The 16,877-nt window shown below is 75.0% G+C and carries 12 protein-coding genes; 6 read left to right on the forward strand and 6 right to left on the reverse strand.

What is annotated here, in order from left to right; translation table 11 throughout:
* Positions 1-99: 99 nt before the first annotated feature.
* Entirely contained in the window at positions 100-1,581 is a 1,482-nt protein-coding gene (locus tag ACS04_RS07065; RefSeq protein WP_048475666.1) for an AlkA N-terminal domain-containing protein, read from the forward strand.
* Between the two features lie 24 nt (positions 1,582-1,605).
* The gene (locus ACS04_RS07070) at positions 1,606-2,103 is read left to right on the forward strand and encodes a methylated-DNA--[protein]-cysteine S-methyltransferase (RefSeq protein WP_398024835.1); all 498 of its coding nucleotides are present in this window, start codon (positions 1,606-1,608) and stop codon (positions 2,101-2,103) included.
* A 7-nt stretch (positions 2,104-2,110) separates the two neighbouring features.
* Here ACS04_RS07070 and ACS04_RS07075 read toward each other — a convergent pair whose 3' ends face one another.
* The 3 genes from ACS04_RS07075 to ACS04_RS07085 are packed head-to-tail and all read right to left on the reverse strand — an operon-like array spanning position 2,111 to position 4,815.
* Entirely contained in the window at positions 2,111-2,539 is a 429-nt protein-coding gene (locus ACS04_RS07075; RefSeq protein ID WP_048475668.1) for a hypothetical protein, read from the reverse strand.
* Positions 2,540-2,574: 35 nt separating this feature from the next.
* Positions 2,575-3,075 carry an NUDIX domain-containing protein gene (locus tag ACS04_RS07080; RefSeq protein ID WP_048475685.1) on the reverse strand — a complete coding sequence of 167 codons (501 nt, stop codon included), beginning with the start codon at positions 3,073-3,075 and terminating at the stop codon, positions 2,575-2,577.
* A gap of 36 nt (positions 3,076-3,111) precedes the next feature.
* A complete protein-coding gene (locus tag ACS04_RS07085; protein ID WP_048475669.1) occupies positions 3,112-4,815 on the reverse strand; it encodes a BCCT family transporter in 1,704 nt (567 codons plus the stop codon).
* Positions 4,816-4,958: 143 nt separating this feature from the next.
* Here ACS04_RS07085 and ACS04_RS07090 point away from each other — a divergent pair, with 143 nt between their 5' ends.
* Both ACS04_RS07090 and ACS04_RS07095 read left to right on the forward strand, forming a co-directional pair.
* The gene (locus ACS04_RS07090; RefSeq protein WP_048475670.1) at positions 4,959-6,107 is read left to right on the forward strand and encodes a glycerate kinase; all 1,149 of its coding nucleotides are present in this window, start codon (positions 4,959-4,961) and stop codon (positions 6,105-6,107) included.
* Between the two features lie 139 nt (positions 6,108-6,246).
* Positions 6,247-6,762: a GNAT family N-acetyltransferase gene (locus ACS04_RS07095; RefSeq protein ID WP_048475671.1), complete on the forward strand. Its 516-nt coding sequence runs from the start codon at positions 6,247-6,249 to the stop codon at positions 6,760-6,762.
* Here ACS04_RS07095 and ACS04_RS07100 read toward each other — a convergent pair.
* On the reverse strand, positions 6,717-7,328 hold the full coding sequence (locus tag ACS04_RS07100) for a cysteine hydrolase family protein (RefSeq protein ID WP_048475672.1): 612 nt from the start codon (positions 7,326-7,328) through the stop codon (positions 6,717-6,719). The two genes, ACS04_RS07095 and ACS04_RS07100, sit on opposite strands and share 46 nt — an antisense overlap.
* 82 nt (positions 7,329-7,410) lie before the next feature.
* On the opposite strand from ACS04_RS07100, the gene ACS04_RS07105 reads away from it, so the two are divergent.
* Together ACS04_RS07105 and ACS04_RS07110 are read left to right on the forward strand one after the other, a co-directional pair.
* Positions 7,411-8,388 (forward strand): GlxA family transcriptional regulator, encoded by a 978-nt coding sequence (locus tag ACS04_RS07105; RefSeq protein WP_053080719.1) that lies wholly within the window; start codon positions 7,411-7,413, stop codon positions 8,386-8,388.
* Positions 8,389-8,406: 18 nt separating this feature from the next.
* Positions 8,407-11,205 carry a SpoIIE family protein phosphatase gene (locus tag ACS04_RS07110; RefSeq protein ID WP_048475674.1) on the forward strand — a complete coding sequence of 933 codons (2,799 nt, stop codon included), beginning with the start codon at positions 8,407-8,409 and terminating at the stop codon, positions 11,203-11,205.
* A gap of 93 nt (positions 11,206-11,298) precedes the next feature.
* Here ACS04_RS07110 and ACS04_RS07115 read toward each other — a convergent pair whose 3' ends face one another.
* Positions 11,299-13,365: a SpoIIE family protein phosphatase gene (locus ACS04_RS07115; protein ID WP_048475675.1), complete on the reverse strand. Its 2,067-nt coding sequence runs from the start codon at positions 13,363-13,365 to the stop codon at positions 11,299-11,301.
* Between the two features lie 74 nt (positions 13,366-13,439).
* Positions 13,440-16,769, reverse strand: a complete 3,330-nt coding sequence (locus tag ACS04_RS07120; RefSeq protein WP_048475676.1) for a DUF3376 domain-containing protein — start codon at positions 16,767-16,769, stop codon at positions 13,440-13,442.
* Between the last annotated feature and the right edge of the window lie 108 nt (positions 16,770-16,877).

Consider the following 16,877-nt stretch of genomic DNA (forward strand, 5'->3'; position numbering starts at 1 on the left):
GCCCGCCCCCGGCGGCCACCCGCCCGCCACCCCCGGAGGGCTACGCTTGATGTCGGAAAACCGCCAGCCCAGCCGGGGGCGGGCCGGGATGCTGGAGCCATGTACACCGACACCGACCGCTGCGTGAGGGCCGTGCAGTCGAAGGACGCCCGCTTCGACGGGTGGTTCTTCACCGCCGTGCGGACCACCGGGATCTACTGCCGGCCCAGCTGCCCGGCGGTCCCGCCCAAGGTCGAGAACATGACCTTCCTGCCCAGTGCCGCCGCCTGCCAGCAGGCCGGGTTCCGGGCCTGCAAGCGGTGCCGGCCCGACACCTCCCCCGGCTCCCCCGAGTGGAACGCCCGCGCCGACGCCGTCGCCCGGGCCATGCGGCTCATCCAGGACGGCGTCGTGGACCGCGAAGGCGTACCGGGGCTCGCGGCGCGGCTGGGGTACTCCACCCGCCAGGTGGAGCGCCAGCTGAACGCCGAGCTCGGCGCCGGGCCCCTCGCCCTCGCCCGGGCGCAGCGCGCCCAGACCGCCCGGCTGCTGATCGAGACCTCCGGGCTGCCGATGGGCGACGTGGCCTTCGCCGCCGGGTTCTCCTCGATCCGGACCTTCAACGAGACCGTCCGCGAGGTCTTCGCCCTCGCCCCCGGCGAGCTGCGCCTGCGCGCCGAGAAGGCCAACCGGCACGTGCCGAGGGTGCCCGGGACGATCAGCCTGCGCCTGCCGTACCGCGCCCCGCTCAACCCCGAGAACCTCTTCGGCCACCTCGCCGCGACCGCCGTCCCCGGCGTCGAGGAGTGGCGGGCCGGGGCCTACCGCCGGACCCTGCGGCTCCCGTACGGCACCGGGGTCGTCGCGCTCAGTCCGCGGCCCGACCACATCGGCTGCCAGCTGGCCCTCACCGACCTGCGCGACCTCACCATCGCCATCAGCCGCTGCCGCTGGATGCTCGACCTGGACGCCGATCCCGAGGCGGTCGACGAGCAGCTGCGGGCCGATCCGCTGCTGGCGCCGCTCGTGGACAAGGCACCGGGGCGCCGGGTGCCGCGCACGGTCGACGCGGCGGAGTTCGCCGTACGGGCCGTGCTCGGCCAGCAGGTGTCGACGGCGGCGGCCCGTACGCACGCGGCCCGGCTGGTCGCCGCCCACGGGGAGCCGGTGGCCGACCCCGACCCCGAGGGCGGGCTGACCCACCTGTTCCCGTCGCCGCAGGCGCTGACCGCCCTGGACCCGCGGTCCCTGGCCCTCCCGGCGAGCCGCCGCACCACGTTGACCACCCTCGTCGGCGCACTGGCCGACGGCTCGCTCCCGCTCGGCATCGACAGCGACTGGGAGGCGGCCCGCGCGCGGTTGAACGAGCTGCCCGGGTTCGGGCCGTGGACTACCGAGGTGATCGCGATGCGGGCGCTGGGCGATCCCGACGCCTTCCTGCCGTCCGACCTCGGGGTCAGGCGGGCCGCGAAGGAGCTCGGCCTGCCGTCCACCCCCGCGGCGCTCACCGCCCGGGCGGCCGGCTGGCGGCCCTGGCGCGCGTACGCCGTGCAGTACCTGTGGGCCACCGACGCCCACCCCGTCAACCACCTGCCCGTCTGAGGAGCGCACCCCGTCATGAGCAGCATGAGCACCAGGCAGCACACCATCGTCGACAGCCCGTACGGTCCGCTCACCCTCGTCGCCACCGACAAGGTCCTCAGCGGCCTGTACATGAGCGCGCAGCGGCACCGGCCGGCCGAGGAGTCCTTCGGGGCGCGGGTCGCCGCGACCGAGGAGCCGTTCCCCGAGGTCGTGCGGCAGCTGGCCGCGTACTTCGCCGGGGAGCTCACCGAGTTCGACGTGCCCGTCCGGCTGGAGGGCACCGCGTTCCAGCGCAGCGTGTGGGACCAGCTCGTACGGATCCCGTACGGCCGGACCTGGTCGTACGGGGAGCTCGCGGCGAGGCTCGGCAAGCCGAACGCCTCGCGCGCGGTGGGCCTGGCCAACGGGAGGAACCCGGTCAGCATCATCGTCCCCTGCCACCGGGTGATCGGTGCCTCGGGCGGCATGACCGGCTACGGCGGCGGCGTCGAGCGCAAGGTGCGGCTGCTGGCCTTCGAGGCCGGCGCGGCGCGACTGTAGCCGTACGTCAGACCAGCGCCAGCGGGACGAGCAGGGCGAAGGCGGCCCCGGCCTCCACCGCGTAGGCGTACAGGGAGGGGTGCTGGACGGGGGCGGCGAGCAGGACCACGCTGCGCTGGGCGTCGGCCGCCGCCACCCAGTCGGCGTCGGCGCCGAGGTTGCCCTGGTACCAGCCCTCGCAGGCGCCGGGGCCGGTGACGGCGAGGAGGTCGTCCTCGCGGCGGTAGAACGCCTGCCAGCCGGCGGCGGGGGCGGACCAGCCCTCGAAGTCGGTGAACGCGGCCCAGCCGCCCTCGCGTATCGCGGTGTCGAAGAGCCACACCGGCGTCCCCTCGGAGGAGACCTCGCCGCCCTCCTGCTGCTCGGTGGTGAAGTGGACCATGGGCAGCGCGTCGGGTCCGTCGGCGGTGCTGGGCCAGGCGTACATCGTGATCATCAGAGGATTCTGTCCTGCTCGAAGTGGGCCCGGTGTCACGAGGGGACCGGGCGGCTGCCGTTCTCCAGCTCCGCGGCGCCTTCGCCGGACTCCAGGACCCGGTAGGCCTCCAGGGTGCGGCGGCCTAGCGATCCGGGGAGGTACGCGGTGAGTTCGGCGGGCTCGACCAGCCGCCAGGAGAGCAGTTCCTCCTCCTGGAGCCTGATCGAGGCCAGTTGCGCCGCGTCGAGCACGCCGCCGTCGTAGAGGTAGGCGACCAGCGGCGGCCGGCCCTCGCCGAGCGTCCAGTCGACGGCCAGCAGCCGGCCGAGCGGCAGGTCCAGGCCGATCTCCTCGGCGCTCTCGCGCCGGGCGGCCGTCCGCGGGGACTCGCCGAGGTCCGATTCGATGGTGCCGCCCGGAAGGGCCCAGCCCTCGCGGTAGTTGGGCTCGACGAGCAGCACCCGCCCCCGCGCGTCCCGGTAGAGGGCGGCCGCGCCGGCCAGCACCTTGGGCAGGCTCGCGATGTACGTGGCGTAGTCATCGGTGGTGGTCACCCCGCCCACCCTACCCAGCGGCCCCGGCGGGCGGGATCACGCCTCCGGGGTGTCCGGCGGGGGCGGGTCCGCGGGGTCGCGGCGGGCGGAGGCGGCCAGGCGGCGCAGGCGGGGGTGGCGGGCCGGGCCCGTCTGGGCGACGGCGTCTCCGACCATCGCGTCGACCGCGTCCCGCATGCCGTGCAGGGCGTGGTGGCGGGCGGGGCCGGCGCCGGGGTCCTCGCGGAGTTCCTTCACCAGGGCCCAGCAGAGCAGCAGCATGACGAGCACGAAGGGCAGGGCGACCAGGATGGTGGCGGTCTGGAGGGACTTGAGGCCTCCCGCGACCAGCAGGACGGCCGCCACCGCCGCCATGAGCACGCCCCAGGTGACGACCAGCCAGGTGGGCGGGTTGAGCGAGCCGCGGCTGGTGAGGGAGCCCATCACGAGGGAGGCGGAGTCGGCGCTGGTGACGAAGTACGTCATGACCAGGACCATGGCCGCGTACGAGGTGACGGTGCCCAGCGGAAGGGCGTCGAGCATGGCGAACAGCGAGGCCTCGGCCCCGTCCTTGACCTTGACGGCGAGTTCGGCGGCGCCGGTGGAGTCGAGGCGGATGGCGGTGCCGCCCATCACGCAGAACCACACCACCGTGGCGCCGCTGGGCACGAGCAGGACGCCGATCAGGAATTCGCGGATGGTGCGGCCGTGCGAGATGCGGGCGATGAAGGTGCCGACGAACGGCGCCCAGGACAGCCACCACGCCCAGTAGAAGATCGTCCACGCGCCGAGCCAGGCGCTGTCGGTGAAGGCGCCGGTACGGGTGGCCATGGGGAGCAGTTCGTGCAGGTAGCTGCCGATGCCGGCGGGAATCACGTCGAGGACGTAGACGGTCGGGCCGAGGACGAAGACGAAGAGCATCAGGGCGGCGGCGAGGACGAGGTTGATCGTGCTCAGCCACTTCACGCCCTTGTGCAGGCCGGAGAAGGCGGAGAGCACGAACGCGGCGGAGAGCGAGGCGATGATGATCAGCTCGACGCCGGTGGAGTCCTCGATCCCCGTCGTGATGTGGAGCCCTTCGGCGACCTGGAGCGCGCCGAGGCCGAGGCTGGTCGCCGTGCCGAAGACGGTGGCGAAGACGGCGAGCAGGTCGATGGCCTTGCCGGGCGCGCCGTCGGCGCGCGCCTCTCCGATCAGCGGGACGAAGGCGGCGCTGAGCCGGTTGCCGCGGCGCTTGCGGAAGGTGGCGTAGGCGAGGGCCAGGCCGGAGATGCCGTAGATCGCCCAGGGGGTCAGCGTCCAGTGGAAGAAGGAGTAGTCGAGGGCCGCCTGGGCGGCCGCCCCGGTGCCGGGGGCGGCCCCGGAGGCGGGCGGCGGGTTCAGGTAGTGGGTGAGCGGTTCGCCGACCCCGTAGAACATCAGGCCGATGCCCATGCCCGCGCTGAACATCATCGCGATCCACGCGAGGTTGGTGAACTCGGGCTCGGAATCGTCGGCGCCGAGCCGGATCCGGCCGAAGCGGCTGATCGCGAGGACGACGCACATGACGAGGAAGACGTCGGCGGCGATCACGAACAGCCAGGCGAAGTTGGCCAGGACCCAGGCCAGCGCGGTGCCGGACGCCGTGTCGAAGGAGTCCTTGCCGAGCGCCGCCCAGGCGACGACGGCCAGCACGGCGATCACCCCGATGGTGACCACGGCACGGTCCGGTTCGGGCTGCGGGCCCTGGGGAGGGGCGTCAACCAGTGATTCCGCGCTCATGCGGCCACACTATGCAGGCGTATATCCCTCTTTAAGGGGATGGCGCGCCGCCTGTGACCCAGGCCACCCATGGGCATAGGAGGATCCTCCGGATAGGCTCATGGGGGCGCGACTGCACTGTTCGATAGCAAGGGATTAGCAAGGTGACGGACGGAGCAGTAACTGAGACCGCGCGCGTGCTCATCGCCGCGGACAAATTCAAGGGCTCGCTCACGGCCGTTCAGGTCGCGGAGCGGGTGACGGCCGGCCTTCGCAGGGCCGTACCGGGCGTGGAGATCGAGACCCTCCCCGTCGCGGACGGCGGCGACGGAACGGTCGCGGCCGCCGTGGCGGCCGGGTTCGAGCGCCGGGAGGTACGGGTCACCGGACCGCTCGGCGAGCAGGTCACGGCCGCGTTCGCGCTGCGCGGCGGCACCGCCGTGGTCGAGATGGCGGAGGCCTCCGGGCTCCAGCTGCTGCCGGCGGGTGTGTTCGCCCCGCTGACGGCGACCACGTACGGCTCGGGCGAGCTGCTGAAGGCCGCGCTGGACGCGGGCGCCCGCTCGATCGTCTTCGGCGTGGGCGGCAGCGCCACCACCGACGGCGGCGCGGGGATGCTGGCCGCGTTGGGCGCCGTGTTCCTGGACGCGAACGGCGAACCGGTCGGTCCGGGCGGCGGCGCGCTCGCCGGCTTGGCGTCCGCGGACCTGTCCGGGATCGACCCGCGCTTCGCGGAGGTGGACCTCGTCCTGGCGAGCGACGTGGACAACCCGCTGACGGGCCCGAAGGGCGCGCCCGCGGTCTACGGCCCGCAGAAGGGGGCCTCGCCCGAGGACGTGGCGGCCCTGGACGCGGCGCTGGCCCACTTCGCGGTGGTGCTGGAGAAGTCGATCGGCGAGGAGGCCGGCCGGCTCGCCGCCGCCCCGGGCGCGGGCGGCGCGGGCGGCATCGGTTACGGGGCGCTGCTGCTCGGCGCGTCGTTCCGGCCCGGTATCGAGCTGATGCTGGAGGTGCTGGGCTTCGCGCCGGCGCTGGAGCGGGCCACGCTGGTGATCACCGGTGAGGGCTCGCTGGACGAGCAGACCCTGCACGGCAAGGCGCCGGCCGGTGTCGCGGCCGCGGCGCGCGCGGCGGGCAAGCCGGTGGTGGCGGTGTGCGGCCGTCTGCTGCTGGACCAGGAGGCCCTGGAGGCGGCGGGCATCCGCAAGGCGTACCCGCTGACGGACCTGGAGCCCGACCCGGCCAAGTCCATCCCGAACGCGGGTCCCCTGCTGGAACTGGTCGCGCAGAACATCGCCGCCGAGGTGCTGTGACCTGACGTCCGGGCGGCCGTACGAGGCCCGGCGCCCCCGAGCGGGGTGCCGGGCCCCGGCATGTCCGGCCCCGCCGGCCGCGGTGCGGGCTGCGAAAAGCCCGTGCGGGGCGGGGGGCCGCGGTGGTAGTCCCTGGGGGATGGACCTACTGACGAGCGAGCGGCTGACCCTCGTGCCCCTGGACGAGGAGCGGGCCCTCGCGGTGCTCCGCGGGGTGCCGGGGAGCGGGTGCCGCTGGGGGGACGGGTACCCCGGCGAGGGGGACCGCGCCGGGGCCCGGCGGTTCCTGCGGGTCCTGGCCGAGAGCGGGGATCCCGCGCCGTTCGGTGCCTACGAGATCCGCAGGCGACGCGACGGGCTGACCATCGGTGGCGCGGGCTTCCACGGTCCGGCCGACGCGGCCGGGGTCGTGACGGTCGGCTACGGGCTGGTCCCCGCGGCCCGCGGGCACGGTTACGCCGCAGAGGCCCTGCGGGCGCTGCTCGGCCATGCCCGCGCGCACGGGGCGAGCGGGGCGGCCGGTGACGCCGACCGGGAGAACACCGCCTCGCACCGGGTCATGGCCGCGGCCGGGATGCGGCTCGTCGGTGAGGACGAGCGGCTGCGGTACTACGCGGTGACCTGGGCCGGCGCGGCGCAGGCCGCGAGCAGCTGAGCGGTGGTGACGACGCGGGCGAAGCCGCCGCCGTGCAGGTTGACGGCGGTGGCGGTCGCCAGCTCGTCGGCGGTCAGGGCCGTCCCGTCCGTGCCGGCGAGGTCGAAGGTGTGGGTGGCGTCGAGCGGGACGAGCACGTCGTAGCCGAGGTTCCCGGCCATCCGCGCCGTGGTCTCCACGCACATGTTGGTCTGGATCCCGGAGACCACCAGCTGGCCGATGCCCTGGGCGGTGAGCCACGCGGCCAGGTCGGGGGTGCCGTAGAAGGAGGAGTTCACCGTCTTGGTGACCAGCAGGGCCGCCTGCCCCGCCCGTTCGGCCACGAAGTCCTTGAAGGCGTGGCCGGGGTGGTCGGCGGCCAGGACCGAACCGGCGGTGCGCGAGGCGTGCTGCACGAGGACCACCGGGCGGCCGGTCTCCTGCCAGGCGTCCATCAGGGCGGCGGTGTTGGCCTCGGCGGCCGGATTGTTGCGCGGGCCCCAGTAAGAGGCGTCGTCGAAACCCTTCTGCACGTCGATGACCAGCAGGGCGGCGGTGGGGGCGAGGGCGATCTCGTTCTTCGTCATGGCTTCATGGTCTTCCGCGACAGGGGGCCGTCGACAGGGGCTGCCGGGACCCGAACCGATGGGATCCTGCCACAATGGCAGCATGCATCGTGTCGCCATCGTCGTGCAGCCCGGCATCCGCGCCTTCGACCTCGCCGTCATCACCGAGGTCTGGGGGCCCGACCGCAGCCGCCTCGGCGTGCCGCGCTTCGAGCTGCGCCGCTGCGCCCTCGACACCGGGCCCATCGCACTGCCCGGCGGGCTCACCCTGGTTCCCGACCGGGGCCTCGACTGGCTCTCCGAGGCCGATCTCGTGGTCGTCCCGGCACTGGAGGAGCCGTCCGATCCGACGCCCGAGCCGGTGCTCGCCGCCCTGCGGGAGGCGCACGCCCGGGGCGTGCCGGTGGCCGCGCTGTGCGCCGGGGCGTTCATCCTCGCCGAGGCCGGGCTGCTGGCGGGCCGGCGGGCCGTGACGCACTGGTCGCTGGCCCCGCGGCTGGCCGCGCGCCACCCCGGCGTGCTCGTCGAGGACGCCCCGCTGTACGTGGAGGACTCCGGGCTGTGGACCTCCGCCGGGGTGGCCTCCGGGATCGACCTCTGCCTGCATCTGGTGCGGCGGGCCCACGGGGCGGAGGCCGCCGCCGCGATCGCCCGGTCGATGGTGACGGGCCCGTTCCGCACCGGTGAGCACGCCCAGTACCTGGACCGGCCCACTCCGGTGGCGGACCGGACGGCCGAGGCCCTGGCGGCCGTACGGGAGCGGGCCCTGCGCCATCTCCACGAGCCGCTGTCCGTGGCCACGCTGGCCCGCTGGGCGGGGATGTCCCCGCGCTCCTTCGCCCGCCATTTCCTCGCGGCGACCGGCACCACCCCGCACCGCTGGCTGCTGGGCCACCGCCTGGACGCGGCCCGCAGGCTGCTGGAACGCACCGACCACCCGGTGCCCGAGGTGGCCCGCCGCGCGGGCTTCGCGAGCGAGGTCACCTTCCGCCAGCATTTCACCTCCCACGTCGGCGTCAGCCCCCGCGCGTACCGCGGTGCGGCGGCCTTCGGCCGCTCAGCCCCGCCCAAATCCCGGTGACAGTGTTAGAAATGGCTCATGACCGGACGTTTGGGTCGACCCAGGGGATCGCCGCCCCGGCAGCCGTCCGGGCGCGACCCGGGCCTGCTCGCGCGCCGCTCCCGCGGTGCCCGCAGCGTCGCCGGTCAGGTCTTCGCGCTCATGGCGGTCATCGTCGTCCTGCTGATCACCGCCGCCGCGCTCGCCCTCGTCTTCCAGGAGCGGTACGGCACCCAGCGCGACGCGCGCCACCGCTCGCTGGCGGCCGCCGAGGCCTTCGCCCACGCCCCCGGCCTCCCCGCGGCGCTGAAGTCCGCGAACCCGACGGCCGAGCTCCAGCCCCTGGCCGAGGCCGCCCGGCAGGCCGCGGGCGTCGACTTCATCGCCGTGATGACCCCCGACGGGCTGCGCTACACCGATTCCCGGCCGGAGCTGATCGGCAAGCGGGCCACCGGCGACCTCTCGCGCGCCGTGGCCGGGCATCCCTTCACCGAGGTCTTCAAGGGCTCGCCGAGCGACGCCGTCCGCGCCGTGGTCCCCGTACGGGACGCGAACGGGAAGGTCATCGGCCTGGTCGGCACCGGGATCGAGATCGACACCGTCTCCCACACCGTCGCCGGTCAGCTGCCGCTGCTGCTCGGCGCCGCGGCCGGCGCGCTGCTGCTCGGCACGGGCGGCGCCGCCCTGGTCAGCCGGCGGCTCTCGCGCCAGACCCGGGGCCTGGGCGCCACCGACATGGCCCGGATGAACGAGCACCACGAGGCGGTCCTGCACGCGGTGCGCGAGGGCGTCCTGATCATCGGCGCGGACCAGCGGCTGCTGCTCGCCAACGACGAGGCCCGGCGGCTGCTGAACCTGCCGCCCGACGCCGAGCAGCGCCACGTGAGCGAGCTGGGCCTCGATCCGCGGACCACTTCCCTGCTGGTGTCGGGGCGGGTCGCCACCGATGAGGTGCACCTGGCCGGGGACCGGCTCCTGGCCGTCAACGTGCGCCCGACCCAGCCGTACGGAGGGCACCCGTCCGGCAGCGTCATGACCCTGCGCGACACCACAGAGCTCGCCGCGCTCTCCGGGCGCGCCGAGGTGGCCCGCGAGCGGCTCCAGCTGCTGTACGACGCGGGGGTGCGGATCGGGACCACCCTGGACGTGGTGCGCACCGCCGAGGAGCTCTCGGAGGTGGCGGTCCCCCGGTTCGCGGACTTCGTCACGGTGGAGCTGCTGGAGCCGGTGCTGAAGGGTGAGGAGCCCTCGCCGGGCCCCGGCGCCTATACGCAGATGCGCCGGGCCGCGATGAGCGGGGTGCGCACCGACCAGCCGCTGCAGGCGGTGGGAGACGTCATCCGCTTCGAGGTGTCGACGGCGCCGATGGCGGCGGCCCTGGACGCCGGGCACGCGGGGCTCGCCGCCGACCTGAACGAGGCGATGGGCTGGCGGGCCCAGGACGAGGCCGGCACCCGCCAGGCCCTCGACTACGGGCTGCACTCGCTGATCTCGGTACCGCTCCAGGCGCGCGGGGTGGTCCTCGGGATGGCGAACTTCTGGCGGGCGGCCGACACCCCGGAGGCCTTCGACGAGGAGGACCTGTCGTTCGCGGAAGAGCTGGGGGCCCGGGCGGCCGTCTCCATCGACAACGCCCGCCGCTACACCCGGGAGCACGCCACGGCAGTGGCCCTCCAGCGGAGCCTGCTGCCCCGGGTGCTGCCGGACCAGACCGCGGTGGACGCGGCCTTCCGGTACCTGCCCGCGCAGGCCGGGGTGGGCGGGGACTGGTTCGACGTGATCCCGCTGGCCGGCGCCCGGGTGGCGCTGGTCGTCGGCGACGTCGTCGGGCACGGGGTGCACGCGGCGGCCACGATGGGCCGGCTGCGGACCGCCGTGCACAACTTCTCCTCCCTGGACATGCCGCCGGACGAGCTCCTGGGGCACCTGGACGAGCTGATCCACCGGATCGACCAGAACGAGACCGCGGGCTCCGGGGATCCCGCGGAGGGGGCCGGCGAGACGGCCGGGGTCACCGGCGCCACCTGCCTGTACGCGGTGTACGACCCGGTCTCGGGGGTCTGCGCGATGGCGAGCGCCGGGCATCCCGGACCGGCCCTGGTCCGGCCCGACGGCGCGGTGGAGTTCCCGGAGCTGCCCACCGGGCTGCCACTCGGGGTGGGCGGCATGCCCTTCGAGGCCACGGAGCTGCGGCTGCCGGAGTCGAGCCGGCTCGTGCTCTTCACGGACGGGCTGCTGGAGGACCGCGACCGGGATTTCGACACCGGCCTCGGCCTGCTCGCCCGGACGCTCTCCCGCCCCGGCCGCAGCCCCGAGCAGGCCTGTGCCGACGTACTGGCCGCACTGCTGTTCCCGGCGCCGAGCGACGACATCGCGCTGCTGATCGCCGACACCCGGCGGCTGGAGGCCGACCGGATCGCCGAGTGGGAGGTGCCGCGCGATCCGGCCGCCGTCTCCCGGGTGCGCAACGCCGGTTCGGCGCAACTGGCCGCCTGGGGGCTGGGCGACATCGCGTTCACGGCCGAACTGATCCTGAGCGAGCTCATCACCAATGCGATCCGGTACGGGCACGCGCCCATCCGGGTGCGGATGCTGCGCGACCGCAGCCTCATCTGCGAGGTTTCCGACGGCAGCAGCACCTCGCCGCACCTGCGGTACGCGGCGACCACCGACGAGGGCGGCCGCGGGCTTTTCCTCGTCGCGCAGTACGCCGAGCGCTGGGGCACCCGGTACACCGAGCGCGGCAAGGTCATCTGGGCGGAGCTGCCGCTGTCCGGGGGGCCGGAGCCGGCGGTGCCCGCACCCGACCTGGCGGCGCTGGAGGACCTGGCCTGGTGACCCCGGCCTGGTGACCGGGGCCGCGGCGGGGCAGGGCGGGCGGTCCGGAGGGCCTGGACCGCCCGGAGCGCCCGGGGTCTGCGGCCGAGGGGCTCAGCGGCCCCCGCCGGCCGCCGTACGGGCGAGGAGCACCGCCACGTCGTCCTGCGGGGCCTGCGGCAGCAGCCGGGCCAGGATGTCGTCGCAGAGTGCGTCCAGGGGCTGCCCGGCGGCGCGCAGCGCCCGCCCGAGCTGGGACATGCCCTGGTCGAGATCGCGGTCGCGGGACTCGATGAGGCCGTCGGTGTACAGCACGAGCAGGCTCCCGGACGCCAGCGCGACCTCCTCGGTGCGGAACTCCTGGCCGCCGGTGCCCAGCGGGGTGCCGGGCGGGCCGTCGAGGAAGGTCACCTCTCCCCCGGCCGTGACCACGGCCGGGGGCGGATGGCCGGCGCGGGCGATGACGCAGCCGCCCGTGGCCGGGTCGTGGACGGCGTAGACGCAGGTGGCCATCTCGTCCTCGCCCAGGTCGGCGACGGCCTCGTCGAGCGAGCGCAGCAGGCGGGTCGGGGAGACGTCCTGGCGGGCCAGGGTGCGGACGGCGGTGCGCAGCTGTCCCATGACGGCGGCGGCGTGGATGCCGTGGCCCATGACGTCCCCGATGACCAGGCCGGTGCGGCCGCCGGGCAGCTGGATGACGTCGAACCAGTCGCCGCCGACGTCGTGGTCGCTGGCGGGCAGGTAGCGGCCGGTCAGTTCCAGACCGGTGACCCGGGGCAGGGCGCTGTTGCTGAGGCTGCGCTGGAGGGTCAGGGCCGCCCGGCGCTGGTCGGTGTACATCCGGGCGTTGTCGATGTTGAGGGCCGCCCGGGCGACGACCTCGTCGATGAGGACGGCGTCCTGCTCGTCGAAGGGCTCGCGGTCACTCGTCCGGGTCACGGTGACCGCGCCGAGCACCGTCCCGCGCGCGAGGAGCGGGACCAGCCGGGCGGAGCCGAGCGTGCCGAGGTACGCGCGCAGTTCGGCGGCGCGCGGGTCGGGCAGCAGCGCGTGGACGTCGGACCGGTACAGGTTCATGGGGCGGCCCTCGGCGATCACCCGCTCGTAGACCGAGTCGGGCGGGATCTGGAACGTCTGGCCGGGTGCCAGCCGGGCGGTGGGGGCCTCGGGGTCGGGGAACTCGACCGCGATGCGGCGGAGCACGCCCTCGTGGCCGGCCGCCGCGTCGTCGGGGGCCAGGACGGTCTCCAGCAGCTGTACGTCGGCCGAATCGGCCAGCTGGGGTACGAGGACCCGCACGATCTCCCGGGCGGTCTGGCTCAGGTCCAGGGTGGTGCCGATGCGGGTGCCCGCCTCGGAGAGGAAGGCGAAGCGGCGCCGGGCCCGCTCGGCGTCGCCCTGGGCCCGTTGGCTCTCGGTGATGTCGATGAGGGAGGCGATCACGCCGAGCGGGCGGCCGGAGCCGTCGAGGAGGGGGGCGTACGAGCAGGACCAGGTGTGGTCGTGGCCGGGGTCGGCGGGGGTCCGGCCGGTGCGGCGGACGTCGACCACGGCGGCGCCCCGGTCCAGTACCTGCCGCATGGTCGCTTCGAGCGCGGCCGCGTTCACGCCGGGGACGACCTCGGTGAGCCGCTTGCCGAGGTGCGCCGCGGCGCTGACGCCGTTCATCCGGGCCAGGGCGTCGTTGACGCGCAGGAAGCGCAGGTCGGGGCCGAGGGTGGCCAGGCCGATGGGCGATTGGGTGAACAGGCTCTGGAGGGCGGCGAGCGAGTCCCGCATGCGCAGGACCTCGGAGGTCTCCACGGCGATGAGCATGGCCCCGGTGCGGCCCTGCGGGTCGGCGGCGGGGACGATCCACATCTCCATGGTGACGCGGTGCCCGTCGCGGTGGCGGACGGGAAGGGTGCCGACCACCGTCTCGCCCGCCTGGACGCGCCGGGTCAGATCGTCGGCGAGGGCGTGGTTGGGCTCGGGGACGAGGACGGAGGTGCCGGGGAGGCCGATGATGTCCTCGGGGCGGTGGCCGAGCAGGTCCTGCGCGGCGAGCGACCATTCGACGATGATCCCGTCGGCGTCCTCGCGCCAGAGCGCGATCGGCAGCAGCTCGCTGAGTACGCCCGCGTACCCGACGGCCGCGGCCGGCTGCTCCGGGACCTCGCTCGTCGACTGGTATGTGTCCACCGCACCGACCTCACCCCGGGGGGTCCGATTCCTACCGATTCACCCTATCCGAGCCCTTGGCGCGGGGCGCTGCGTCAGGTCGGCGCGGTCCGCTCCCTCGGATACAGCCACGGCAGGACGAAGGTGACCCAGAACAGGACGGCGTAGAGGGTGAGGGCGGCCCACCAGCCGCCGGGTGCGGCCTCCGCGAGCCGGCCGGTCCGGATCAGGGCGGCGATCACTCCCGCGAACAGGGCGGCCCCCGGCAGCAGCCACCACCGGTCGGTGCCGACGTACAGCACGGCGGCTGCGGCGAGGGCGAAGCAGACCCCGACGATCAGCGCCGTGCCGGGCCCCCCGCCGGCGCCCCGGGGGTGCAGGCCGCGCAGCTGCCACAGGGCCACGGGTGGGCCGGCCAGCGCGAGCAGGAGGAGGGGGACGCGCAGCCGGGCCGGCCGGATCCGCTGCCTGACCAGGGCCGCCAGGGCGACCATGGCGTACAGGCAGACCGGGACGTGGGCGAGCAGACTCGACCACTGACCGGCGCAGTAGGCGACGCCCGTCCACATCAGCACGGCCGCGATCAGCCCCCACAGCGGAGCCAGGACCCCGACCAGGAACGGGAGGTAGGCCAAGGGCTTCAGCACGCCGAGGACGCCCTGCACCACACGGGCCCCGGCCTTGCCGGTGGGCTGGAGCGCGGGCCAGGCCAGGAGCCCGGCCCGCAGGGCCGCCCGGCGCGGATCCCGCGCCCGCAGCAGCGTGCCGACCTCCTCGGCGCCGATGGCCCGGAAGGACTCCAGCCCGGCCTCGAACTCCTGCGGTGCGGTCAGGGCGGGCGGGTTCGAAGGGCGGTCCGGGGGCCGGTTGCCGCTCCGGAAGCCCTTGCCGTTCAGTGCGGCGAGGAAGGGCAACTCCTCGCGCAGGATCTCGTGCTGGCGGACGGCGGTGAGTACGTCCCGCGCCCGGTCGTGGGGGTCCCTGCTCCCGTGGGCGACCACGTCCTGCGCCCAGTGCTCCAGGAAGACCGCGCCGAGTCCGGTCCTCTCGGCGATCTTCCGGCCCAGTGCCGCGTGGTCACGGGTGTCGGTCCCGCGGAAGAGCTCTTCCAGCCGCTCGTCGGTGGCGACGACCGACACCAGGGAAGCCGCCCCGTCAAGGCGGCCCCAGGTCCAGTCGCTCATGCGCCAGCGGGCGCTCAGGAACGCGGCGAAGTTGTTGAGCTGGTTGCCGCTGAGCTTGGCCCGGACCATGTCCTTCGGCGAGTTCTGGTCCACCTCCTCCAGAACCCGGCGCGTGGCCCAGCTGGTGTTCGCCGCCGAGACGGTGTGGAAGCGGATGTCGGGAGCCTCCGCCAGCGGGTCCGGTCGCAGCGGGCCGAGGAGCACCTCGGCGTACGCGAGCGCGCCGGCCATCGGCCCGGCTCCGCGCGCGGCCGCGTGGAGCGCCTCGTAGCCCTCCACGTCGGGCACCAGGTGCAAGCCGATCTCCCCGGCCAGTTCCGCGAGCCCCTCCCACAGACGCCTGAAGCCCGGGGGCACCCTGCCCGGGCCGGGGCCCGGGGCCGCGTCCGACTCCGGAGCCGGCGGCAGGGCCCCTCCGGTGACGGCCGTCGCGAGGTCCGCCGCCCAGCGCTCCCATTCCACGGCCGGGTCCCCGGGCTCGGGCCCCTTCGGCAGGAGGGCGCCCAGCAGCCGGCTCGCCTCGCCGAAGGGCGCCGTGGCGTCGCTGGGGAGGACCCCCTGGCCGAGGGCGGAGCGGTAGCGGTCGAGCAGCAGCCGGTCGCGGGCGGCGGTGAGGGTGGCGACGGCGGCGCGGCAGGCGAACAGCCGCCGCCGGTAGCCTTCCGCCAGGTCCGCCTCCGCACGTTCCGCTTCCGCACGTTCCGCCTTCGCCCGTTGCGCCTCCGCCCGTTCCGTCCCCGCCCGTCGCGCGTGCGCGGCCCCCGCCTCACCGGGCTCCGCGTCCCGCGCCCTCGGACGGGATTCCCAGGCCTCCAGCCAGTCCATGAGCAGCCGTACGGTGCGCGCCAGGGCCAGCGGCGAGTACCCCGGTCCGGGGAACGCGCCCGGCGCCACCGCGAGGTGCTTCGACGCGGCGCGCAGCCGTGCGAACAGCACGGTCGACCCCTCCCCCGCGCCCTCGTCCAGGGCTTCCAGCGGCCCCGGGCCCGCGGGCAGCGGCAGCGCGTCCGGTCCGGTCACCTCCGCGGGGTCCTCCAGGAGCCGGACGAGCCGCAGCGCCTCCGCCGCTCCGGCCCGGGCGGCGTACGCCGCCCGCCGGGCCACGGCCGTGCTCTCCAGCTCGGCGAGGGTGGCGGGGAGCACGCCCGCGGCGGCCTGCCTGCGCTGGGCCGCGGCCTCGGCGGCGTGCAGTTCGAGGTCGTCGTCGCGCAGGGACTCCGAGCCGGTCTTCACCGTCAGGGACTTCAGGGCGGTACGGACCAGCCGGGTCACGCGCCGGCTGGTCCCGGGCTCGGGCGGGGGCGGGAACGGCGGCACGGGCTGGAGGAACAGCAGCCAGCGGTCGGCCTTGCGGACCGCGGGGGCCCCGGCGACGGCACGTACGGCCCAGGCCACGGGGATGTTGTCCAGCAGCCCGCCGTCCATGAGTTCGGCGCAGCCGTTCAGGTTCTCGTCGGGGTAACCGGTCTCGCTGCTGACCCCGCGCATGTCCACCCGGGGCGGCTTCTCCACCGGCTGCGGACCGTTGCCGACGTACACCCGGGCCGGTTCGAAGGCCCCCGGGAAGGAGGAGGAGGTACGGGCCGCGTAGGCCAGCCGGTTCAGCGCCCCCTCGCGCGCCACTCCGGTGGCGTCGACGGGGAAGTCCGTCAGCGAGGTGCGGTGGCGGAAGCGGAAGTAGGCGTTCGAGCGGCCTACGGGCAGAGGCCGGCCGAGGGTGGGCCGCACCAGGTCCCGGCGGGGGCGCAGCCGCGTGGCGGTCAGGATCAGCCGGAGCGAGGCCGGGGGCCGCCAGTCCGCCGGAGCCTCCTTGAGGAGCCTGCCCAGCGCCGCGCGCAGCTCCTCGTAGAAGACCTCGTCGCCGCGCATCAGCGAGGTCGGTACGTGGAAGGGGGTCGAGCGGCGCAGCAGCCCTTCGAGGTCCCCCAGGCGCAGCCACACGTCCCGCACGCCGGGCCCGAAGGGCATCCCGTACACGAGGTGGCAGGCCAGCAGTACGCCGTTGAGTCCCCCGGCGCTGGTACCGGCGAGGACGTCGATGTCGACGTCCTCGTAGCCGCACGCCCTCAGCAGGCCCGTGTAGAGCCCCGCTTCGGGTCCGGGGGCCCGCCCGGCCGCCGAACGCAGCGCCGCCGTCTCGCAGCAGGCCCCGCCCATCCAGACGGCGAGGCTGACCCCGCCGCGCATCGCGAGGGCCAGGCGCAGTTCCGTACTGGGCCGACCCGGACGGTCGTCGCTCATGCCACCAGCTTCACCCCGGAGCGGGCGCGGCGCACGCGGGCGCCCACGGCTTCGCGGGAGCGGATGGCCGAGCGGTGGAACTCCCTTGCCGGGCCGGTCAGTTCACCT

It is taken from the genome of Streptomyces roseus (assembly GCF_001044425.1).
Taxonomy (GTDB): Bacteria; Actinomycetota; Actinomycetes; order Streptomycetales; family Streptomycetaceae; genus Streptomyces; species Streptomyces roseus.